Source organism: Rhodococcus sp. BH4 (assembly GCF_002079265.1).
GTDB classification, from domain to species: Bacteria; Actinomycetota; Actinomycetes; order Mycobacteriales; family Mycobacteriaceae; genus Rhodococcus_F; species Rhodococcus_F qingshengii.
Genome location: NZ_CP014941.1, coordinates 4,193,405 through 4,215,401 on the forward strand (window position 1 = coordinate 4,193,405; position 21,997 = coordinate 4,215,401).

General features: G+C 59.3%; 17 protein-coding genes. 7 read left to right on the top strand and 10 right to left on the bottom strand.

The features are described 5' to 3' along the window. Positions 1-126 precede the first annotated feature (126 nt). The 3 genes from A0W34_RS19280 to A0W34_RS19290 all read left to right on the top strand — a co-directional run bounded on the left by A0W34_RS19280 (position 127) and on the right by A0W34_RS19290 (position 3,673). The gene (locus A0W34_RS19280) at positions 127-1,803 is read left to right on the top strand and encodes an FAD-dependent oxidoreductase (RefSeq protein ID WP_047270241.1); all 1,677 of its coding nucleotides are present in this window, start codon (positions 127-129) and stop codon (positions 1,801-1,803) included. A gap of 9 nt (positions 1,804-1,812) precedes the next feature. Further along, entirely contained in the window at positions 1,813-3,249 is a 1,437-nt protein-coding gene (locus A0W34_RS19285; RefSeq protein WP_003941311.1) for an ATP-binding protein, read from the top strand. A gap of 70 nt (positions 3,250-3,319) precedes the next feature. Continuing rightward, the gene (locus A0W34_RS19290; protein WP_019749256.1) at positions 3,320-3,673 is read left to right on the top strand and encodes a UBP-type zinc finger domain-containing protein; all 354 of its coding nucleotides are present in this window, start codon (positions 3,320-3,322) and stop codon (positions 3,671-3,673) included. A gap of 1 nt (position 3,674) precedes the next feature. Here A0W34_RS19290 and A0W34_RS19295 read toward each other — a convergent pair whose 3' ends face one another. After that, positions 3,675-3,920, bottom strand: a complete 246-nt coding sequence (locus A0W34_RS19295) for a hypothetical protein (RefSeq protein WP_232329883.1) — start codon at positions 3,918-3,920, stop codon at positions 3,675-3,677. A gap of 125 nt (positions 3,921-4,045) precedes the next feature. Beyond that, entirely contained in the window at positions 4,046-4,591 is a 546-nt protein-coding gene (locus A0W34_RS33830) for a DUF3558 domain-containing protein (protein WP_081558109.1), read from the bottom strand. 128 nt (positions 4,592-4,719) lie between these two features. Between A0W34_RS33830 and A0W34_RS19305 the strand changes: the two genes are divergently transcribed. After that, positions 4,720-5,775: a 2,3-butanediol dehydrogenase gene (locus A0W34_RS19305; protein WP_003941279.1), complete on the top strand. Its 1,056-nt coding sequence runs from the start codon at positions 4,720-4,722 to the stop codon at positions 5,773-5,775. On the opposite strand, the gene A0W34_RS19310 is transcribed toward A0W34_RS19305, so the two are convergent. The 3 genes from A0W34_RS19310 to A0W34_RS19320 all read right to left on the bottom strand — a co-directional run bounded on the left by A0W34_RS19310 (position 5,765) and on the right by A0W34_RS19320 (position 8,025). After that, a complete protein-coding gene (locus tag A0W34_RS19310) occupies positions 5,765-6,088 on the bottom strand; it encodes a 4Fe-4S dicluster domain-containing protein (RefSeq protein WP_007726052.1) in 324 nt (107 codons plus the stop codon). The genes A0W34_RS19305 and A0W34_RS19310 overlap by 11 nt on opposite strands. After that, positions 6,085-7,674: an FAD-dependent oxidoreductase gene (locus tag A0W34_RS19315; RefSeq protein WP_081558110.1), complete on the bottom strand. Its 1,590-nt coding sequence runs from the start codon at positions 7,672-7,674 to the stop codon at positions 6,085-6,087. The genes A0W34_RS19310 and A0W34_RS19315 overlap by 4 nt, the downstream gene beginning before the upstream one ends. Before the next feature lie 105 nt (positions 7,675-7,779). Next, positions 7,780-8,025: a hypothetical protein gene (locus A0W34_RS19320; RefSeq protein ID WP_231915792.1), complete on the bottom strand. Its 246-nt coding sequence runs from the start codon at positions 8,023-8,025 to the stop codon at positions 7,780-7,782. 223 nt (positions 8,026-8,248) lie between these two features. Between A0W34_RS19320 and A0W34_RS19325 the strand changes: the two genes are divergently transcribed. Next, positions 8,249-8,629 carry a helix-turn-helix domain-containing protein gene (locus A0W34_RS19325; RefSeq protein WP_081558111.1) on the top strand — a complete coding sequence of 127 codons (381 nt, stop codon included), beginning with the start codon at positions 8,249-8,251 and terminating at the stop codon, positions 8,627-8,629. Here the strand turns inward: A0W34_RS19325 and A0W34_RS19330 are convergent. The 5 genes from A0W34_RS19330 to A0W34_RS19345 all read right to left on the bottom strand — a co-directional run bounded on the left by A0W34_RS19330 (position 8,626) and on the right by A0W34_RS19345 (position 14,461). Then, positions 8,626-10,419, bottom strand: a complete 1,794-nt coding sequence (locus A0W34_RS19330; RefSeq protein ID WP_081558112.1) for an AMP-dependent synthetase/ligase — start codon at positions 10,417-10,419, stop codon at positions 8,626-8,628. The genes A0W34_RS19325 and A0W34_RS19330 overlap by 4 nt on opposite strands. Next, positions 10,416-10,877: a MarR family winged helix-turn-helix transcriptional regulator gene (locus tag A0W34_RS19335; RefSeq protein ID WP_003941330.1), complete on the bottom strand. Its 462-nt coding sequence runs from the start codon at positions 10,875-10,877 to the stop codon at positions 10,416-10,418. Before A0W34_RS19335 ends, A0W34_RS19330 begins: the two co-directional genes overlap by 4 nt. 85 nt (positions 10,878-10,962) lie before the next feature. Then, positions 10,963-11,094, bottom strand: coding sequence for a putative transporter small subunit (locus A0W34_RS33455; protein WP_003941363.1), 132 nt, complete (start codon positions 11,092-11,094; stop codon positions 10,963-10,965). Between the two features lie 27 nt (positions 11,095-11,121). Next, positions 11,122-12,774, bottom strand: coding sequence for a sodium:solute symporter family transporter (locus tag A0W34_RS19340; protein WP_081558113.1), 1,653 nt, complete (start codon positions 12,772-12,774; stop codon positions 11,122-11,124). Positions 12,775-13,162: 388 nt separating this feature from the next. Beyond that, complete coding sequence (locus A0W34_RS19345) at positions 13,163-14,461, bottom strand: plasmid pRiA4b ORF-3 family protein (protein WP_332316181.1); 1,299 nt, start codon at positions 14,459-14,461, stop codon at positions 13,163-13,165. Between the two features lie 338 nt (positions 14,462-14,799). Here A0W34_RS19345 and A0W34_RS19350 point away from each other — a divergent pair, with 338 nt between their 5' ends. Further along, positions 14,800-15,396 (top strand): T3SS (YopN, CesT) and YbjN peptide-binding chaperone 1, encoded by a 597-nt coding sequence (locus A0W34_RS19350; RefSeq protein ID WP_007726024.1) that lies wholly within the window; start codon positions 14,800-14,802, stop codon positions 15,394-15,396. Between the two features lie 676 nt (positions 15,397-16,072). Continuing rightward, a complete protein-coding gene (locus A0W34_RS19355) occupies positions 16,073-21,985 on the top strand; it encodes a DUF4011 domain-containing protein (protein ID WP_232329884.1) in 5,913 nt (1,970 codons plus the stop codon). Positions 21,986-21,997 lie beyond the last annotated feature (12 nt).

Sequence of the window (21,997 nt, forward strand, 5' to 3'; positions counted from 1 at the left end):
GTTCCCGCAATCACGAAATTCCCAGTTCAGGTTCGCCGGTTCACTCAGAGCGCATCTTCAGCGATTGACGCTCAGCTCAGCAGTCGCATACTGGAGAGGTTGACTACGACTTCGGGAAGGCACCGTGTGAGCGCACCGAAAGCCCCGGCCAAACCAGCGATCCTCAGCGTCGACGACGATCCTGGTGTTTCGCGTGCCGTCGTTCGAGACCTTCGCAAACGGTACGGAGAGAAGTACCGAATCATTCGTGCGGAGTCCGGCGACCAGGCTCTCGAAACCTTGCGTGAAATGAAACTTCGCGGCGATGCAGTCGCTGTGATCGTCGCCGATTACCGCATGCCCGGTTTGAGTGGAATCGAGTTCCTCGAACAGGCAATGGACCTGTATCCCGTAGCTCGTCGCGTTCTCCTCACCGCGTACGCCGACACCGATGCTGCGATCGACGCCATCAACGTCGTCGACCTCGACCACTACCTCCTCAAGCCTTGGGATCCGCCGGAAGAGAAGCTGTACCCCGTCATCGATGCGCTGCTCGATGCCTGGGCAAGTTCGAGTCATCACCCCGCCGAGGAAACCAAGGTGATCGGCCATCGTTGGTCCGAGCGATCATCCGACGTCCGAGAGTTCTTGGCACGCAACCAACTTGCCTATCGCTGGTACATGTCGGACGAACCCGAAGGACAACGGCTGCTCTCCGCTGCCGGTACCGACGACCTGCGACTTCCCGTCGTCATCGCATCCAATGGGGATGTACTCGTCGAGCCCACTGACGCCGAACTCGCCGACAAACTCGGGTTGAGTACCACCCTCTCCGAAGACTTTTACGATCTCGTTGTCATCGGCGGCGGCCCTGCGGGTCTGGGGGCTGCTCTGTACGGCGCTTCGGAGGGGCTTCGGACGGTTCTCATCGAACGGCGGGCGACTGGCGGTCAGGCCGGCCAGAGTTCACGAATCGAGAACTACCTCGGCTTCCCCGACGGAGTTTCCGGCGCACAGTTGGCCGATCGCGCAAGACGCCAGGCAACCAAGTTCGGCGCCGAGGTCATCACCGCGCGAGACGTCACCGGTTTGGAAATCAACGGCTCGGCCCGCACCGTGCGTTTCGACGACGGTTCGTCGGTCGACGCCCATTCGGTCATCTTGGCGACCGGTGTTTCCTATCGCCAACTGTCGGCGCCGGGGCTCGATACCTACACCGGCCGAGGGGTTTACTACGGATCGGCCGTCACCGAAGCTGCACGGTGCAGCGAGCAGGATGTGTACATAGTCGGCGGCGCCAATTCGGCAGGGCAAGCTGCGGTCTATCTCTCCCGCGGAGCTAGGTCCGTCACCATTCTCATTCGCGGCAACTCGCTCGAAGCCTCGATGTCCTACTACCTGATTCAGCAGATCGAAAAGAATCCGAAGATCACCGTGCGCACGTGCACGGAGGTAGTCGGCGCTGAGGGTGACGATCACCTCGAACGAATCACACTGCGTAACAGAGCCACCGGAGAAGAAGACACTGTCAATGCTCAGTGGTTGTTCATCTTCATCGGTGCCGCTCCCCTGACCGACTGGCTCGGAGACGTGGTGGTCCGCGACGGAAATGGCTTCGTTCTTGCCGGCCCGGACCTTCCGTCCGAAGGCGTCACCCCGGACGGGTGGCCGCTCGACCGCGCACCACATCATCTCGAAACCAGTGTCCCCGGAGTGTTTGTCGCCGGGGACGTACACGCCGAATCGGCCAAGCGCGTCGCGTCGGCCGTCGGAGAGGGCGCGATGGCCGTGATGTTCGTCCACCGCTATCTCGCTCAACAATAGGGAGATTCGATGTCCATTCCTGAATGCAGCCCAGACTTGCTTCGCACCCTGTTCCTGTTCGAGAAGCTCACCGACGATCAGCTCGAATCACTCTGCCAGGCAGGCCATATCACCGAGATCGATCGAGGTCAGGTCTACCTCGAAGGTGAGCCTGCCACCTGCTTCTACGTCCTCATCGAGGGCGAGGTGGTGCTGTCCAAGCTGTCGGGCGGCGAAGACATCGAGATCAACAGGACCACCCAGCGCGGCGTCTACTCGGGAGGCTGGACGGCGTATCTCGGCGATCGTGTACCGCAGGTCTACGCGGGGTCGATGCGAGTGACGACTCCTTCGACGTTTTTCGTCCTGGACGCCGACAAGTTCGGCAACGCGATGCGCGAGTGGTTTCCAATGGCGGTTCATCTACTCGAAGGTGTTTTCTTCGGCAAGAAGAACACTCAGCAGATCATCGATCAGCGAGAGCGACTCCTTGCACTCGGATCACTGTCGGCCGGGTTGACTCACGAGCTCAATAACCCTGCAGCCGCAGCGGTTCGAGCGACAGCCTCTTTGCGCGAGCGTGTTGCAGGCATGCGTCACAAACTGGGGATGGTTGCATCGGGCACCTACGACCGCGATGCCCTCGTCACTCTCATGCGACTTCAAGAGGAAGTTGCAGAGGTTGTCGCCAAGGCGCCGACGCTCACTCCCCTCGAAGCCTCCGATCGGGAGGATTCGTTGGGTGAATGGTTCGAGGATCATTCGATTCGAGAAGGTTGGGACCTGGCTCCGACCTTCGTGCAGGCTGGACTCGACACCGCTTGGCTCGAGAACGTTGCTGCAGCCGTTGACGAGTCCGTACTCGAAGGCGCAATTCGCTGGCTGAATTACACCATCGAATCCGAACTCCTGATGAACGAGATCGCCGACTCCACAACGAGGATCTCGACGCTCGTCGGTGCGGCGAAACAGTATTCTCAGATGGACCGCGCTCCCTTCCAGACCATCGATGTCCACGAATTGCTCGACAGCACGTTGATCATGTTGGGGCAAAAGATCGGAAGCGGAATCGAAGTCGTCAAGGAGTACGACCTTGCGCTGCCACCGATCGACGCCTACGCCGCCGAACTCAATCAGGTGTGGACCAACCTCATCGACAATGCGGTGTCTGCCATGGACGGATCGGGAACACTCACCGTTCGGACAAGCCGCGACGGTGACCGCGTGTGCATCGAGATCTGCGACACCGGCGCCGGGATTCCCGATGACGTCATCGACAGGATCTTCGAACCCTTCTTCACGACTAAGCCTGTCGGTGAGGGAACCGGTCTCGGCCTTGATATTTCATGGCGAATTGTGGTCGGCAAGCATCGTGGTGAGCTGCGGGTCACGTCGGAGCCCGGTAACACCCGGTTCAGAGTTTTGTTGCCAATCGCGGGCCCACCGCGGGATACGCGCGACGACTAGTCGCCCTTGCACGGCCGGTAGGCAAAGCGCACGATGAAATGACCGACTTCAGTCAGCGAGAGGGTGGACCATGACCGACGGACTTCCAGCGGGGATCGATCCGAGCGTGCCGCCTAGTGGCGCGGGATGCGTTGAATGCGATGCGAGCGGCGGTTGGTGGGTGCACCTGCGTCGATGCGCGCAGTGCGGGCACGTCGGTTGTTGCGACTCGTCACCGTCGCAGCACGCGAGCAAGCATGCGGCCTCGACAAAGCATCCGTTCATGCAGAGCTACGAACCCGGTGAGGATTGGTTCTGGAGCTTCGAAACCAACGAGGCGTACGACGGACCTGAATTGGCGGCGCCCACTTCACATCCCGTAGGTCAGCCGACCCCAGGGCCTAAGGGTCGTGTCCCGGCCGATTGGCAGCAACACATCCACTGACTCAGTTCGGTTGGTCGATCGACCTCAAAGTCGATACGTTCGACGACTCCTGTTCCAATGCGTTGTCGATGCAGGCTTGAAACTGAGCTTGCATCGACTTGACAGCTTCGACGTGGCTTTTGAGTACGTCGAGTAGGGCGTCCGGCCCACCCACAGCCTTCTGCTCGAATTTGGTCTGGAGCGCTTGTCCAGACACGAGCGTGCCGAAGGCGTCGATCGTCCCCAACTCGATCGCTTTGACAATCATCGCTTGCAGTTCCGCACGCAGCACGTCACACGCATCATGCAGACGGGCAGCGATTCCAGCGTCAAGGAAAACACATCGCTAATGTCGCTCATCGAACCTTCTCGGTCGTCGATTCAATGCCAGTTTCAGTTCGGTAAGTGCGGACGAAGCACAACTGCTTGACGAGTCGCCAATTCGCATAGTTCTTCCTTGTGAGTCTCACCAAAGAGAGCATCAATCCGAACGAATATCGCACCCTGCTGAACGGGGATCGCGACCATGCACAGATTCCCGTCCACATCTCTGCGCTCGCGAAATGTTATTGCTCCCGCCCCGACAGCTGGCGCATCCCGAATATCTGTGTCGTTGGGATTTCGACGAACATCGTCGAGCGTGTGGAATGTCGACCACACTCCGAGCTGATACCAATCAGACATCCAGGTGCATATCTCAAATTCCCCCTGACGGACGCCGAGGATTCCGGTCTCTTCACTCGCGACGTCTGCGCCGAGACCTGAGATCACTTCGTCCGGGATCGCCGAACATGGATCGAAGAGTCCGTCAGCTCCATCTGGGCGAACCGCATGCCCCTCAACCGTCAAGGAACAACCCCCAACCAACAGCGCGGTCGCGACCAGGACCACTGCACCCCTCACTCCCACAGCACTCCCCCTCGTTCGCGGCCCGCTCACAGTGTTGGACGCTCACCAGCACCGATCGGTTCCACCCCATTGCATTCCGTTGCAACCCTTCACCCACGCCGATAATCGGCCTAGCGTCGATCTACCAGGGGATTCACAACGAAGTGAGGTGCGGATCAATGAAGGCAGCACGGTTCCACGGGCAGAAAGACATCCGGATCGAAGAGATCCCTGAGCCCGAATTGCGGCCAGGAACAGTCAAGCTGAAGGTCGCATGGTGCGGAATCTGCGGCACCGATCTCCACGAGTACCTTGAGGGACCGATCTTCATCTCCGCACCGGGCCACCCGCATCCACTCTCACACGAGAATGCGCCGGTCACGATGGGCCACGAGTTCTCCGGCACCGTCGAAGAGGTCGGCGAAGGTGTCACGGACGTCGAGGTCGGTGAAAATGTTGTCGTCGAGCCGTACTTCGTCTGCAACGAGTGCGCCCCGTGCAAGGCGGGCAACTACCACCTGTGTACGAAGATGGGGTTCATCGGCTTGGCCGGCGGCGGTGGCGGACTCAGCGAGAAGGTCGTCGTCGACCGTCGCTGGATCCACAAGATCGGCAACATCCCGCTCGACGAGGCAGCTCTCATCGAACCGTTGAGCGTCGCCCATCACGCCGTCGTACGCAGTGGAGCCGAAAGCGGCAACGTCGCCATCGTGGGCGGAGCCGGACCGATCGGACTCCTCGTTGCGGCAGTCCTCAAGGGTCTGGGTGTCACGACGATCGTCACCGAACTCAGCGAGGCCCGCAAAGCCAAGGCCCTCTCCAGTGGAGTCGCCGACTACGTCATCGATCCCACCACCGAAGACGTCAAAGCGCGCGTCCTCGAACTCAGCGGAGGCATCGGCGCAGACATCGGATTCGAGTGCGCAGGCGTCAACGCAGTACTCGACACCATGCTCGACACCGTCAGGCCCGCCGGAGTTGTTGTCAACGTGTCGATTTGGGGCAAGCCCGCGACCATCGACATGCAGAAGCTGGTCCTCAAGGAGATCGACCTACGCGGAACCATCGCGTACGTCCGTGACCATGAAGCGGTCATCAAGATGGTCCAGGACGGTGTCGTCGATCTGGCGCCATTCATCACCGGTCGTATTCAGCTCGAAGAGTTGATCTCCGAAGGATTCACCACTCTGATCGAGCACAACGACACTGCGGTCAAGATTCTCGTCAGGTCGTGACCGGACGGGGCACCTCGGGACCCACCGCGGTCAGCGACCCAGGTGCCCGCCCCTTGCCCCATCCGATCTTCTCTCGGTAGCGGCCGATGTGATCGTCCTCGATCACATCGGCCGTTTCCAATGGTGTGGATTGCGGATGCACATACAGCGCATCCGTCGGGCAATATGCCTCACACATGAAGCAGGTCTGGCAATCCGATTGGCGCGCAATCACCGGGACGCCCGAGGGCGTCCGGTCGAAAACATCTGTAGGACAAACGTCTACGCACTTGTCGCAACCGATGCAGTCAGGCGCGGACACCAGCTCGATCATGACGCCACCAATGCAGACCCGACAGGTTCCGACGTTCGGGTCCACACCGAATCCAAACCTCCGGTGAGAACGTGATGATGCTGCGTTCCATCGAGTTCGGGATAATCGTCACGCTTGCTCATTCCCCGAGTCTCGGTCCGCGCCAACGTCGAGTGGTACATCCAGCGACCGACGGCCGTGATCGCGGCAGCCTGCCGCGCCGCCATCCGACCTGCTGGATCCGCGCCCAGATCCGCACTCACTGCACCCCACAGCGATTCGAGCTCACCGAGCGCTGCGGATACTCGATCACCGCTGCGGAGATAGTTCTTGTCGAAGGGAATCAGCTGCGCCTGAGCAGCTTTCACCACATCGTCGGCAGCAAACCCGGTTCGTACCGGATTACACAATCCGACGGTTCCGGCTCCGCGAAGACCACTGGTAGACCCACGTCCGACCGACAGCGCATAGCGCGCAGCACCGGTTCCCGCCCACGAACCAGAAGACATCGCCCACGCGGCGTTGTGACTTCCCCCGCCGGTAAACCCTCCGCAGATTCGCTCGCGGGTCGCAGCGTCCCCGGCGGCAAACAGTCCTGGAACGGATGACGCGCAATCGTCATCGACGACGTTGATTCCCCCAGTGCCGCGCACCGTGCCTTCAGCGAGCATGCCGACCTCGAATTTGTCGGTGAAGGGATCGATTCCGCGGCGATCGAATTGCAGGAAGAAGTTGGGTTGCCCCAGCCTCATTCGACGCTGTACATCAGCGTCGGCCCGATCGATCTGCGCGAAGACCGGCTCGTTCCGCAACGTGCTGGCGATGACGGACCTCCCCTTCGCCGAACCGGCCCCTTCGAGCACGCTTCCGTCTGCGTGAAAGAACGTCGCGTACGCGTAGTAAGCCGTCTTGGTGATCGTCGATCCGGCCGCTGCGATTCCGTACGCGTTGGAGAACTCCATCCCAGAGAACTCCGCTCCGACTTCGGCTGCCATCAATGCACCGTCACCGGTATCGACGTTGGTACCCAACGCACCGGACAGAAACGCACAACCTCCGCTGGCGACAACTACCGCGCCTGCCGAGACTCGGTAATCCTGTTGCTCGTGGCGTTGGTAGCCCGCAGCTCCGCGAACTCGTCCTTCGCCGTCCACCAACAGCTCCAGCGCCGGCGAATGATCGAGGATCCGCACACCGGCTCGACGAATCCAGGTGCGCATCCGTCGCATGTACTCAGGTCCCTGCAAGCCGGTACGGATCTGCTTGCCCGTGCTGGGGTCGACGGGGAACGGATATCTGCCCTCCACCGCGAGGAGATCCATGTTGGAGTAGGTCTGCTCGAGGACGCGGTCCATCCAATGGTGGTCGGCAAGATATCCGCCGAGCGCCTCACGACCGGCCTTCGCCCGCTCACGGGCAGTCGTATCCGGTTCGACGTACCAAACACCTGTTCCGGAGGGGGCCGTTGCGCCGCTCGTTCCGCAGTAGCCCTTGTCGACCAGGACGACGTCTGCACCGGCCTTGGCCGCGCGCAACGCTGCCCATGCGCCGGCGGGGCCACCACCGATCACCAATACATCGGTGGAGAGTTCGAGGACGTCCGTCACTGGCCAGCTCCTGTCAGAGGTCTACGCAACACTTCTGTTGCCGCAATATTCCTCGAACGAACTACGCAGCGCCACAGTCAGAATCACTGTGAACTCAACCGGTCGCTACGACGCTTCCCGCTCCTCGTCGGTGCACAACGCGGAATACTTGGCGAAGGCTTCCTGCAAGGTCAGCGATTTTCGTCGCTCGGTGATGTCGCGGGGCTTTCCCTGCGCGACACATCGACGCGCATGTTCGATCACAGCTTCACGTATGACGCTGGAAATGTCCGCGCCCGTGAGCTCTTGGAGGGTCTCTAGGGCCCTCAGTTCCTCTACGTCGAATCTCACCGTTACCGATCGTCTAGCCACGCTCAGGATGTTACTTGCGGGTACACCAAATTTGGTGAGTTACATATGCGTCGAGTCGAATATCTTTGGGCGCCAAAACCTTCGAATTCCGATCTACGTGGGTAAATAGTTTTCCACTCACGGCCCTCATGTAATGCAACGCACACGGCGCTAGCCAGCGTGCCGACGGACACTGTCGCTGTCTATGCTTGCGAAACACTGCCTTCGATCGGAGATATACCGCGTGAGCATCGACCACATCGTTTCCGCTGTCGACGGCGATGCTGCCGAGCGAATCAAAACGGCCCTGGCCGAGAGAGCCGCAACCTCGACGGACACGACCACGCTGGTGTTCGACGGCGTCCGGATCGAGATTCCACCGTCGGTCGGCGACGCCGTCGTGCAGCTCCTGACCTACCTCGCTGCCGGGGACAGCGTCGCCCTCGGGCCAGTCGCAGAGCTCCTCACCACCTCGCAGGCAGCAGAGATCCTCGGCGTTTCGGACACGTATGTGCGCAAACTCGCCGACGCCGGGAAACTCCCGATCGAACTACGCGGCACCCACCGCAGGTTCCGCCTCGACGACGTGATGGCTTACCGCGAGCAGTTCCCCAAACGCGCCTAGCTCTTCGCGTACATTCCTTCGATCTCTTTCGAGAACCGATCGACGACGACATTGCGCTTGATCTTGAGCGTCGCTGTCATCTCACCGTCTTCCTCGGTCAGATCGCGATCGAGAATGATGAACTTCTTGATCGACTCTGCATGTGAGACAGCGGCATTGGCGTCGTCGACGGCCTTCTGCAGCTCCGCTCGAAGGTCCTTGTCGTCGCGTAGTTCGGCGACGGTGGCACCAGAAGGCTTGCCGTTCTCCGACTTCCACTTCTCGAACACCTCGGGGTCGACGGTCAGCAGCGCCGTGATGTAGGTCTTCCCGTCACCGACGACGACTGCCTGCGAGACGATGGAATGTGAACGGATACGGTCTTCCATCGGGCCGGGCGAGACGTTCTTGCCACCCGCCGTCACCAGTAGATCCTTCTTGCGTCCCGTGATGGAAAGGTAACCGTCGCTGTCGAGTTCACCGAGATCCCCGGTGCGCATCCAGCCGTTGACAAACGACTCTTCGGTGGCCTTGTCGTTCTTCCAGTAGCCCTTGAAGACAACCCCGCCGTTGAGTTCGATCTCGCCGTCCTCGGCGATGCGAACCCCGTTGCCGCCCATCGGCTGTCCGACGGTTCCGATCTTCTGAGCATCCGGGACGTTGACGCAGTGCGCCGCAGTGGTTTCGGTGAGACCGTAACCCTCGTAGATCGGAACTCCGAGCCCACGGAATAAGTGCCCCAGCTCAGGAGTCAGGGCGCCGCCGCCGGAGATCGCGAACCAGCACTCGCCGCCGAGAGCCTCACGAAGCTTCGAATACACGAGCTTGTCTGCCACTGCGTGCTTCGCCTTCAAGATCAGCGAGGGACCGCCCTTGTCGAGGGCTTGGCTGTACTCCTTAGCGGTGGCTTCGGCGAAGGCGAAGATCGCGCTGGGGATCTTTCCACCGGATTCCGCCTTGCGTGCTGCGCCGTCACGAACTTTTTCGAAGACACGCGGAACACCGAGGATGGTGTTGGGCTTGTACCGCTCGAATTGAGTTGTAATGGTGGCAAAGTCGGACCAGTGCGCCTGCGAAGCACCAGCTTCGAACGTCGCAAGGGACACCGCGCGAGCCAGCACGTGAGCGAGCGGTAGGAAGGTCAGGACTCGGTTTCCCGGAACCGCCACCTTGCCGATCGATGCCGTCAGAATCCCGCGCACCTCGGACAGGAAGTTGCGATGTGTGAGGATGCATCCCTTGGGACGGCCTGTCGTGCCAGAGGTGTAGACGAGCGACGCCAGATCGTCGGCCTTGATGCCCGCGAGCCGTTTCTTCAGCTCGGTGTCGTCAACGTCGGCACCCTGTGCGGTCAGCTTCTCCACAGCGCCGTCGTCGATCTGCATGACGGCCTTGAGAGAGCTTGGCGCGTCCTGGAACAGCTGCTCGTGCGCGCCGGTTTCGACGATCGCGATGACGGCCTCGGAGTCTTCGAGGATCCAGCTGACCTGCCCCTGAGACGACGAGTCGTAGATCGGAACGGTAGCCGCGCCGGCAGCCCAGATGGCGAAGTCGAAGAGCGTCCACTCGTATCGGGTCGCAGAGAGGAGTGCGACGCGATCGCCTGCCTGCACGCCAGCAGCGATGAGACCGTTTGCGACGCCGGTGACCTGCTCGGCGAACTCTTTAGCCGTTACATCTACCCAACCCTCTCCCTTGGGGCGGGAGAACACCGTCAGTTCGGGCGTGCGCTCGGCGTGAGTGAAGACGGAGTGCACCACAGACTCATTGTCGGAGATGGTGAACTGGGCTTTGGCGCTGTACTCACTCACAGGGTGTCATCTCCGTTGGTCTGCGATTCGATGCTGATTCTGAAGCGGTGGAGTGCGCGGGCGAAGTCTGCGACCTCGGACTCGGTCCAATCGTGCAGCCTGCCGGCGACTTGGTCGAGCCGACGCGCGTCAGCGGCGTCGAGGTATTTGCGGCCAGCCTCCGTGAGGTGCAGCGGATTGCCCTGACGAACGGATCCCGGATCGGCATATACCCAGCCTGCCTCGATGCACCCGCGCACTTGGCGCGAGATGGTCGAGCGGTTGACGCCGAAGACTTCGGAGATCTCCGTGGCCTTGCATCCGTCATTGCGGCCGATGAAGGAGAGGAACGAATGCTGGGCGATCGACGGGTGGTCATCGGAATGCCGATCCCCCGTCATCAACTGCCGCGTCAGGTGCACCAGCTCGTCATGAACGGCTGGTGGACCGGTGAGCGCCATTGCTCCGTCGTGTTGCACTGGGCAACTATAACGCTGCCCCCAGTCCCGATTGCAATATGACCGCCGCCACCGACAAGAAGTCCGTCGGTGGCGGCGTGAAAAGTTAGACCAGATCCTCACCGTTGCGGCGAGCAGTTGCCCAATCCTTGAAGAATCCCTTGCTGATGACTCCCAGCACGACCAAGACCAACGCCGGCCAGATCAGAACATAAATGGTCAGTAGAGCTGTACTCATTCGTATTCCTTCCACTTGTCTCGACGGTTACTTTCCGGACGCTCCCACGGCAGGAAGCTCGTCATCGTCGAAGTCTCCCGTCCGCTGCTTGATCAGTTCGAAATCGAACGTCTCACGCTGATTGACGGACATCGCAAAGCACACGACGGTACTGACGGCATAGGCCACCAAAGATCCGCTGAGCGTTGGGTAGTCGTGGAGGAAGCCGATTGCGAACGGCGCGGACAGCACGATCGCCAGGCCACCGACGATCTGCGCAACCTTCAGGCCGAAGAATCCAAATGCCATGAGCCCCAGCACCACTCCGATACCGACAACGGCAACGATGTCGGAGAAGATCCCGAACATCCCATCCATCGGCACCCAACTGAATCGGACGGGCAAGAAGGCTGCAAGCGCCACCAGCACCGACACAGTGAAGGCCTTGTTGGTGACCTTTCCCCAATAGAAGCTCGCGATAACCGGGAACACCAGCGCGCCCCACAGCGCGCCGACGAACACCAACAGATCAAGAATGCTCAGTTGCAGACTTGCCAAGGAGATAGCCGCCGCCGTGGCAACTATCATCGTTACTCGGCCGATGAGCAGCATCCGTCGAGGGTTCGCATTGGCCTTGCCTGCGACGGCTTGGCCGTAAACGTCGGTCATCACGATGGATGAGAGCGCAGCAAGGTCCGAGTCTGCCGTCGATGACAGCGCGCCGATGATCATGACAAAGAAGACGGCCAGCAAAATTCCGGGCAGGTACGACGCGGCCATCTGCGGAATCAGGTTGTTGACGTCACCAGCCATCGGCTCGATTCCGAGGTACAGAGCGAGAACACCCAGCATTCCGACACCGATGACCGTTGCGCCATATCCCACGGTTGCGGTGATGAAGGTGGGCTTGATCAGGTCTTCGCGGACCGCGAACAGACGTTGGGCAATGGTCTGGTTGCCGATTGCGTAGGCAAGAACTGCCGCGATGTACGGCGCGCCCTGCTCGAAGAAGGCAACGCTCGAGAAGAAGTTGCCCTGCTCAGCAGTAAGGTTGCCTGCCCCGGATTCGAAGGCTGCCGGGAACCCCGCCGCAAAGAAGATGAACGGCACCAAAACCGCTACCGCACCGAGCATTCCGATCAGCTGAACGAAGTCGGTCAAGACCGAAGCGCGGAAGCCCGACCACAGCGTGTACAGCAAAACGCCCAGCGCAACGATGAACACACCCTGGATGAAGTTGAACGGCGAAAGCAATGCGATCAGCAGACCACCGGCGAGGAAGTTCGACATCAAACTGATGAGACTGCCGACGATATTGGAGCCCGCGAGCATCAGCTGACTCGAGCGTCCGTGCCGCGCGTACATGACCTCAGCCAGTGTGTGGGCTTTCGGCGCTACTTTGCGAATTCGCTGGCCAAACGGATAAATGAAGAGAATCATCAACGCGCCCCATAAACCGTAGTGAATGGGGCCGGAGATTCCGTAGGTGTAGCCAGAAGTGGCGGATGCATACATCGACGACGCCCAAATCCAGGTGGCCGTCATACTCGCGGCCGAAACACCAAATCCTAATTTGTTTCCAGCGGTCATAAAACCGTCGGCATTTTCCTGTTTCTTACCAATACGAAGAGAAATCAGAAATGTTCCACCATAAAAAGCAACAAGCAGTGAAACAATTACCAAGGTACTGAACTGGACCATGTCGGACCCCGTCACATGCCACACCCTTCGCACATAATCGGCAGAGCAAAGCACAAAACCCCTGTTCAGGAGCTTTGCGCTTCGTTTCTGCACGCCCTAGGAGCGACCGCCATACCAACACCGGTCACATATTCAATTGACTAGCAACACGCACTTCGTCTTTTCGGAAACCCAACCTCCACAAAATAAATCTTCTGCGCAAGCTTTTGGCTCGACCACGCAATTCAACAACTGAGAATCGACCATAGCATGATGGCAATTTCGAACAAAAACTCCGATATTTTCCCACCCGAAAATATTCACGTTTCCGCCGCAGTAAAATCGTGCGCTTCCAGCGCATATAACAACTCCGCATCGATTGAAATCGATGCTCGATTCGATCGCATACCTACATCGACAGGACCATCCTGGCAAACCGTCGGCTCCACTCTGGATCGGCGGAAACATGCTGGTCCAGCGGATTGGAGACAATCGCCCCGATCATTCGCAAGTACACGAGAGTGTCTCGCACCATCCACGTCCAATCGTCGTCCCCGAGTCGTGTTCCGTCTGTTGTCGACCAACCCAATGCCGTGAGGCCTTCGATCATCACTTCACTACGTTCGGACTCCGACAAGCCGGCAGCCAACGTAAGGAACAGAATTCGGCCGGCTTCCTGCGCCAACTCACCCTTTCCCAACGGCATGGCCGACACGATGTGACGCCACAGCTCGCCTTCATATGCAAGCACGGACGCGCCGAGTCGAGTCAGAAGCAATGTGCCTCGGAGTTTCCGGACAAATCTCAGTGTCTTTGCGACTTCAACGAGTACTGCTAATTGCGAGTCACTCCCTGCCGTGACACCGATCCAGTCGCTGCCCCAATCGAGTTCGTCTCGGGCGGCCGCAACATGGTCCGAAGGAAGTGCCCCGGACGCCGTCAAAACAATCCCACCACCTCGCGCGGAGTTCAGCAGCCACAGCAGTTGGCGGGTTGCTCCCTCACGCATCACCTCGAAATAGTTGTCATATCCGCCACGAAGCTCCGCTTCGGCAACTGCGGCAAATAGTTTCGGCGCGGAATGAACAGACAAGCGGCGCAAGAACTTCTCGAACAGCGAGCTTCCCACAGGCGGCGATTTATGCAGTGCCACTGCAATGGTGACTGCTGCATTGGACTCTGCGGGAACAAAACGTTCGGGATCGAACAGTCCGGTACTCGCCTGCACATTCAGGAACTCGCGATACCCGATCGGACCGCCAGAATCCTCCGGCGGGCACGCTCTCTCGCCGTCGAGACAGGATGGCTCAGGAATCGGCTGGTCTTCGACAATCTGCTCGAGAACCAGCGTGTGACTCCACCTTGCGCGGGCGTTGTACTCATAACGGACGTACTCCCCTACCGCGGTAACTGCCTCGTCGATCCGGACTTCGTCCTCACCAAACTCGTCTTCCTGGTATCCGTCGCGCTCGATCACATCTGGCGCGATATACCGATCTGGGCCATTGTCCGTTGAATGATGGACACTCACCCACTGATGAGCGTGTTGATCTCCCCACCCCATCACCGCCTGCACAATCGAATGAAGTTGGTCCAGTTCGATATTCGACGGAACCGAAAACCGTCTCCAAATAGGCGGCGTGATGCAATCGAGTTCGATCCGCATGACAAAGTTCGCCGCCTCCGGCCGTCGACGCTGATTCCGCATCTGCCTCGGCGTAAGGACCTTCATCTGGCTTTGCGCCGCTTGATATGCAGCTACCAAACGCAGATGTGAAGCTCGCCGAACTCTCTGACCCGTCATGCATGGAGGCTAGATCTACCTACCGACAGCCGAGATACTCACTGCCACAAGGCTGTCCGATTTGTCGGGGCCCGCATCACGTCGCTGGTCGGCTGTTAAAGTCCTGATCCGCGGACCTGCCCAGGCATTTTCAATCATCCACTGCGCGGACAATAGTGTGCGCCGATTACCGTAGACCTGACAGCTACCGCACGAAAACAGTGCCCAGCGCCTGCTCGGACTGGCACAGAACATGAGGATCCATGAGCGACCAAGACACGACCGCCGACCAGCCCCTCCACATCAACGGCGCAATTGCCTTGGTGACGGACGAGCGCGACGAATTGGTTCGCCTGTGCGTTCAAACTCTCGCCGAACTACTGGGCAGTGAGCCTGCCACCGATGACGACGGCGACATTGTCGTGCCGGTTCACGGGTTTGTCGTCTACGTAACTGTTGCGGATGACGGCCCTCAGATCAACGTCTGGTCCTCGGTCCTGACGGGCCTCGGCAATCCCTCGCACGCTGCGACTCGACTGATCGAACTCGCGCAGGAATGGCCACGCCTGCGCTTCGCCTTCAGCGGCGACCACCTACTGGTCTCCACGATGCTCGACGCCGATCCCTTCGCTCCGCAGCATCTGCTGAACCTGATCGACGAGGTTCACGACTTCACTCACGAACTCGACGACGATTTTGCTGAATCCTTCGGAGGGTCCCTCGACTGCGACGCGGATGACGACAGCTACGCCGGCGAATGCACCACCGGTGGCTGCGGCGGAGACTGTGACTGTGCGTGCGGCGATGATGCAGACGGCGAGCTCAGCATCAGGGCGGTCACCTCGACGCCCAGCGAGTAAGCAATAACCCACGGCTAGTATTGCGCGCGTGCATCTCTGCGATTGCAGAGATGCACGCGCGCTGACGTTTGTTGCCACTTTCCAGTACCGCCGGAAGCGACAACATCCAGCCTTCGGCGGCGAACGCTATTCCGGTCGATACCGTGAAATGCAAGCGCGGCTATCTCGTTACGGTCCGCCAGCCGGCCGCGTTCGCTGGTACCAGGCGCGAACCTACGATCTGCGCATCCTCGACCGTGACACCCGGCGTTGCAGTTTCGCTCCTCGCAGCATTCATCTGGCTAGCCGAGGTATCGGAGTCAGGTAGCTGTGCCTTGTGGATCGAATATTTCAGGGTCTAGACCCTATTTCTCAAGAGGCGCAGGCAGGGCGAATGCGCAACGCCCAGCCTGTTCTGAAATTCGCAATCCCTCGTTCATCAGTCACAGACAATAAGAGATCTCACATGAAAAGTATGCGAAACGATAGTGGGAATGTGCCGCAAAACGCCTAGACACTGCAGACCAGTCAGTGCCATGCCCTAACGTAATTAATTTGATCGTACGGAGTTGGAATCTTCGTCCGGGTAAATTGTGGAATACGATTCGGAGGAAAAGTGAACGAGCGTGAATCAGCACGGGACCGATGCCGTACGGAAGTTGATGGCATCTCCATCGAACTTCATACACACCCCGCCGTGAACCTGGCTCTGGTCCACAACGGAGTACCGCTGGTACGGGGGCTCTCGATCACTAACAACTCCGATTCGCCCGTCGTCGATACGAAAGCAACCGTACAACTGCACGGTGCCGGCCAGGAACTCTCACCGGCTCGAACTGACATCGTCGACGGTTCTCTCGCTCCCGGTCACGAGGCGTTCTGGGACGACTACGCGGCCGTCGTGCCAACTGTTCCGCACCTTCGAGAACTGAACGAGAGCTACCCTGCCACCATCGCGGTCACCGTCTCACGCCTTTGGGGCGATGACATCGCGTTGAATGTGCCGATTAGAGTTCTAGCCCACAACGAGTGGTTCAATGCCCCCGAGTTCTTCGATTCACTGGCAGCCTTTGTTCAGCCAAACACCCGAGCTGTGAGCAATGTTCTCGACGCCGCGTCCGAGCTTCTTGGCAACCTCACCGGTTCCACCTCACTCGAGGGGTATCAGCGCGGACCACAACGTGCTGCAGAGATCGCGGCAGCAACCTACGAAGCCCTACGCCTCCGTCAGATTCGCTATATCGATCCGCCTGCCTCGTTCGAAGGAACGGGCCAGAAGATCCGAACGACGGCACAGGTACTCGATGAACGTTTCGGAACGTGCATCGATCTAGCAGTCACCTATGCAGCATGTTTGGAAGCGGCCGGACTGCGACCGGTCATCTGGCTTGTCAAGGGACATGCATTCGCTGGATTCATGCAAGAAGAAGCTCACCTCTCACACAGCGTCATTCTCGAGTCGAACGCGATAGCCAATCTCTTCGATTCCGGAAAAGTCGTAGCCGTCGAAGCTGCATACTACGACAGCAGCCCCGAAGGATCCTTCAAAAATGCTGTGGCACATGCTAGACGCCACTTCTCCCAGCCGGACGACCTCCATGGACTTGTCGCGATCGCATCCGCCCGCAAGGACGGTGTGCGGCCGCTTCCAACCTTCGACGAATTCGCATCGCCAATATCCGAGCGCACCGCCGCCGGCAAAATTCAGCCGGACCTCAGCCTGCCCGATAACCTTCTCACTAAACAGAATTCGGTTGACACGGTCTTCGATGCAACTGACGCTTCTCCCCCACGAGTTCAGAAATGGAAGCGATCCCTGCTTGACCTCAGTACACGGAACCGTCTGCTCAATTTGAAAGAGTCGCGGGAAGTTATCGATCTCCATGTCCCCATCGGCGGACTCGCATTACTCGATGATTTGGTGCATGCAGACGTTCCCATTGAGCTCACTCCCCACGACGAACTGAGTTCGATCCACGAACTCCAAGGCGCACGCCAAGCCCAAGACATCGATGATGCAACGGTTCTCGACTATTTACGCGACCGAAAGCGAATCTATGCAGTCGTCAAGCACGACGTATATACAGCCCGACTCAAGCACCTGCAACGCACCGCGCACACCATGTTCGAGGAGACCGGCAACGCCAATCTCTATCTGACATTCGGCGGATTGATGCATGCCACCAGCACCGGACGGCCAGCGCGAGCTCCCCTATTTTTGTTGCCCGTCAAGGTTACTGGCGGCTCTGGGCGCAGCCCCTTCAGGATTGTGGTCGACACGTCCGGCACATCAACACCAAACTACTGCCTCGTCGAGTGGCTACGGCTCAAGCACAGTGTCTCGATTCCTTCTTTGGAGACGCCACCTCTCGATGAGAGCGGCATAGACATCGACGCAGCTCTCAAGGGCATTCGCTCGGCGATGATCGAGCACAACTTGGATTTCCGCATCGATGAAACTGCGTCACTGGCCATTTGCCAGTTCGGAACTTTCGGCATGTGGAAAGACCTCGACGATCACTGGGACCTTCTCGAGCAGAGCCCCATCGTTCGTCATCTGACTCATCATGCTGGTGAGTCGTTCCGAGATTCACGTCGCCCGGACGGTACCGAGATTGAAGCTGTACCGGTCAAAGAACTCGACGTGCCCGTCCCAATCCCTGCCGATGGCTCACAGCTCCGTGCAGTGGCATTGGCAGCGGATGGTCACTCCTTCGTCCTGGAGGGCCCTCCCGGTACCGGCAAGTCACAAACCATCACCAACCTCATTGCGCACACTCTGGCTCAGGGCAAGACCGTGTTGTTCGTAGCCGAGAAGCAAGCCGCCCTCGAGGTGGTGAAAAAGCGGCTGACAAAGGTCGGCCTGGCCGAATTCACGCTGGACCTACATGGAAAGAGTCAGAGCGCTAACGCTATTCGCGCTCAGCTGAAGACCGCGATCGATCATTCTGTTCACTACAATCAGCGCGCCTGGTCAGCAAAGCTCGCTGAGTTGCGGGCCAAGCACGTCCCGCTCGACGACTATCCGTCCAAGATTCACACCGAGAACGGCGTCGAGCACACACTGTGGACTGCCTACGACACAGTCCTCAGCCTTGGCGACGGCCCGACGGCCACAATTCCTGCGCCTTATGTTGCGTCCCCTAAGGTCAGCGTTCGAGCAGTCACCAACGCATTGCAGCAATTCGAACGTGCTGCCCGGTCGGTCACGATAAATCGCGTCAATCCGTGGACCATCGTCGGAGCGATCGATCCGGCAGCATCGGAAGACTCGTTCCGCTCCGCTTCGGCGCAGATGAACTCCGCACTTGCGCTCGTACAGCAGACCCCGCCTGCTTTGCGGATCATCGAGCGGATGCGCACTCCCGCCGAGATCGAGGTCTTGTTGCCGCAGGCCCGCCGGCAGTCGAACTGGATGATCGCCGACCCGACCGTAGTCGAGCGCATGCAGGGCACCCAATGGACAACGTCCCGCACTTCACTACTCAGTGAGCTGACCCTGCTCCAACAGCAATGTGCGCCACTCACTGCAGTTTTCATGCCGAACTTCATCGGATCTGGTTCCGTCGAACCATTAATCGTAGCGGCCGAGGAGGTCAGCAAGGGCATATTCGGCAAAAAGAAGCGAACCGAGCAATTCATCCGCGATGTTGCACCGGCACTATTGCCTGGCGTGGCGATCGATCCGGACACCGCATTGCCGTTGTTGCGATCGATTTCCAGCGCACGCGAATTGACTCGACAAACTGTCGAACACATGCGCACCCTGCTCGGGCCATTTGCTCCCCCGGTCTGGAACCCTTTCAACGCTGACGCAGCACAGCAACTTCAGCCGGCGTTCGACTTCATCGATATGTCAGGTGACTACATCCGCGCACACCCGGGCATGTGGCGGATCCTGGTCGAGTCCGGTCTTGTGTCCCAACAGAACATCGATGCGCTCGCAGCGGTGTCACAAGCGTGGCTCACCTGGAAGAAACTCCTCGGGTTCAGCGACGCCGAGTTCGACCGTTGGTGTGATGAGTCCCATTGGCTGTCCGCGTGGGGTCGCGACTCAGAAGCCTGGAGATTTTCGATCGATGCAGACGCGGGAGCGTCCGTTCGCAAGTGGTCGACAATGTTGACATTCCTCGAGCCACTGCAAACTGCCGAGCTGAATGTCTTTGCCCATGAACTTCTCACGGGCGCTATCAACTCTTCGGACGCTGAAGTCGCTTTCATCCGTGGCCTGGCAGTTGCTTCGCTGAACGAACACAGAAGAACGCAGGGACTCACCAATTTCAACAAGGCCCTCAAGGATGGCGAGACTCTCGACTACGCCCGAGCCTCGGCGGCTCAACGCGAGGAACAGATCGCAGCCCTGCCCGCTGCATTGCTCGACCGACGCCTATTCAAGGCCGGTGCGCTGTCTGGCGAAATCGGGCAGCTTCGACGCCAACTCGATGCCAAGCGCGGTGGAACCACCTTCCGTCAGTTGATGACTCGCTACTCAGACCACATTTTGGCAGCAACGCCGTGCTTCTTCGTCAGCCCCACGTCCTTGGCTCAGTTCGTGCCGCCGGGATCAGCCACATTCGACGTCGTTGTATTCGATGAGGCCTCGCAGGTCACTGTCCCTCAAGCCATCGGCGCGCTGGGCCGCGCCCGCTCGGCCGTGATCGTCGGCGATTCGCAGCAAATGCCGCCGACTGCAATCGGCCAGGTGACCGCAAGCGATGGCGACGATGTCACTGAAGATGACGAGGTCATACCGGAGGATCTCGAGAGCATTCTGACGGAGTCCGTTGAATCTGGGGTTCCACGGCTGTGGCTATCCTGGCATTACCGGAGTCAAGACGAATCTCTGATCGCCTTCTCCAACCGCAAGTACTACGAGGGACGCCTCGCGAGTTTGCCTTCACCTGGCGGCGATGCCACAGCTGGCGTCGAATGGCGAAGAGTGCCGGGACATTTCAATCGCGAGACTAAACAACTGCACCGAACCAACATTGTCGAGGCGGAAGCGATTGTGGCCGAGATTCGCCAGCGCCTGTCGAATGCCAATCTGGCGTCTCAAAGCATCGGCGTCGTCACGTTCAACGCACAGCAACAGACCCTGGTGCTCGATTTGCTCGAGAAGACCGGAGACCCATTGGTCCTCGACCAACTGCGCACCGACAAGGAAGACGGAATCTTCGTCAAGAATCTCGAGAACGTGCAGGGCGACGAGCGAGATGTCATTCTCTTCACAACGGCATTCTCGAAGAAGCAGGACGATTCGAAGATGCCACTCAACTTCGGTCCACTGACTCGTACTGGTGGCGAGAAACGATTGAACGTCGCCATTACCCGTGCCCGCCGAAAGGTTGTCATCTTCACCTCGTTCGAGCCTTCGGACATCGATCTTTCACGCACCAAGTCGGTTGGAATGGCGCATCTTCGCGGATATCTGGAACTCGCTGCACAACCTGATCGCTCCGGCAACGCCTCGTCCCAACCACGCCCCCAGAACACGTCCGATCAGATCCAGGAGTCGATCTGTGAAGCCTTGCGCCAACAGGGATACGAAGTCGAAGCAAATTACGGTCTGTCAGACTTTGTTCTGGACATTGTTCTTCGTGAACCAGAATCCGAATGTTGGCAGGTCGCAATCCTGCTCGACGGGCCGGCGTGGGCTGAGCGTCCGACGGTCGCTGACCGCGATCTGACACCACAGCTTCTCGAGTCGATGATGCATTGGGGAGCTTCAGTTCGCGTGTGGCTTCCCAATTGGATCGACAACCCCGAATCCGTTGTCCAACAAGTCAAGGAAGCGCTGACCAGATCGAAGCTCCGCATGGCCGAACGGCAAGCCCAGATCGACGCCGCAGCACTGGCTCAGGCCGAAGCTATCGCTGCCGCTGCGCTGGCTGAACTCGAAGTGTCGATATCGGTCGACTTCTCAGCCGACAACACCCGCTGGCTGAAATCGGATGAGCCCGACCACCCCGCTGAAGTGTCCGACGAACCCGTCCTGATCGGTCGGATGGCTGCAGCTGATACGCCCCCTGCCAGTCCTGTTGCCCGGGATTGGGATGGACGCGGAACCACGTATCTGGAGGCGCCCACAACAACGCTCGGACCACGCGGTGATCTCGATCGCGTGGATTCACCCTCGGTTCAGCAAACGATCCTGAGTGCAGTGCGGGAAACAGTAAACATCGAAGGCCCGATCTCGATGGACCGTTTGGCCCGTGACGTCGGCCGGCGCTTCGGTCTCGACCGTGTCTCGGCCGGGAAACGGGAGACGATCGTTCGTTGCATTCCGGCCGAGTTGATCAAAAAATCAGGACTCGGCGACTTTGTCTGGCCGAAGGAACTCAACCCGATTGGCTGGCGTGGCTACCGCACCACCCCGGCCGAGATCACGCGAAGTTTGATGGACATTGCGCCCGAGGAGATCGTGAATGCCATGATGGCGGTCTGTGGTAGCAAGTCGGATGTAGACTCCCTGCATCGTCGAACTTTGGCAGTCTTCAATCAGAAGCGACTGACCACTCCAACCCGGGAACGACTCGACGCTTGCATTCACCTCGGGCTTCAATCCGGTCAGCTGATCAAGATCGATGAGCACTACCGCGCAGGATCGTAGCGCGGCACGAGT

Bases quoted from the DNA above. Each gene is read 5' to 3' on its own strand.
- A0W34_RS19285 (WP_003941311.1), top strand. From the start codon at position 1,813: ATGTCCATTCCTGAATGCAGCCCAGACTTGCTTCGCACCCTGTTCCTG.
- A0W34_RS19290 (WP_019749256.1), top strand. From the start codon at position 3,320: ATGACCGACGGACTTCCAGCGGGGATCGATCCGAGCGTGCCGCCTAGT.
- A0W34_RS19295 (WP_232329883.1), bottom strand. From the start codon at position 3,920: ATGATTGTCAAAGCGATCGAGTTGGGGACGATCGACGCCTTCGGCACG.
- A0W34_RS19305 (WP_003941279.1), top strand. From the start codon at position 4,720: ATGAAGGCAGCACGGTTCCACGGGCAGAAAGACATCCGGATCGAAGAG.
- A0W34_RS19310 (WP_007726052.1), bottom strand. From the start codon at position 6,088: ATGATCGAGCTGGTGTCCGCGCCTGACTGCATCGGTTGCGACAAGTGC.
- A0W34_RS33455 (WP_003941363.1), bottom strand. From the start codon at position 11,094: ATGAGTACAGCTCTACTGACCATTTATGTTCTGATCTGGCCGGCGTTG.
- A0W34_RS19340 (WP_081558113.1), bottom strand. From the start codon at position 12,774: ATGGTCCAGTTCAGTACCTTGGTAATTGTTTCACTGCTTGTTGCTTTT.
- A0W34_RS19345 (WP_332316181.1), bottom strand. From the start codon at position 14,461: ATGCGGAATCAGCGTCGACGGCCGGAGGCGGCGAACTTTGTCATGCGG.
- A0W34_RS19350 (WP_007726024.1), top strand. From the start codon at position 14,800: ATGAGCGACCAAGACACGACCGCCGACCAGCCCCTCCACATCAACGGC.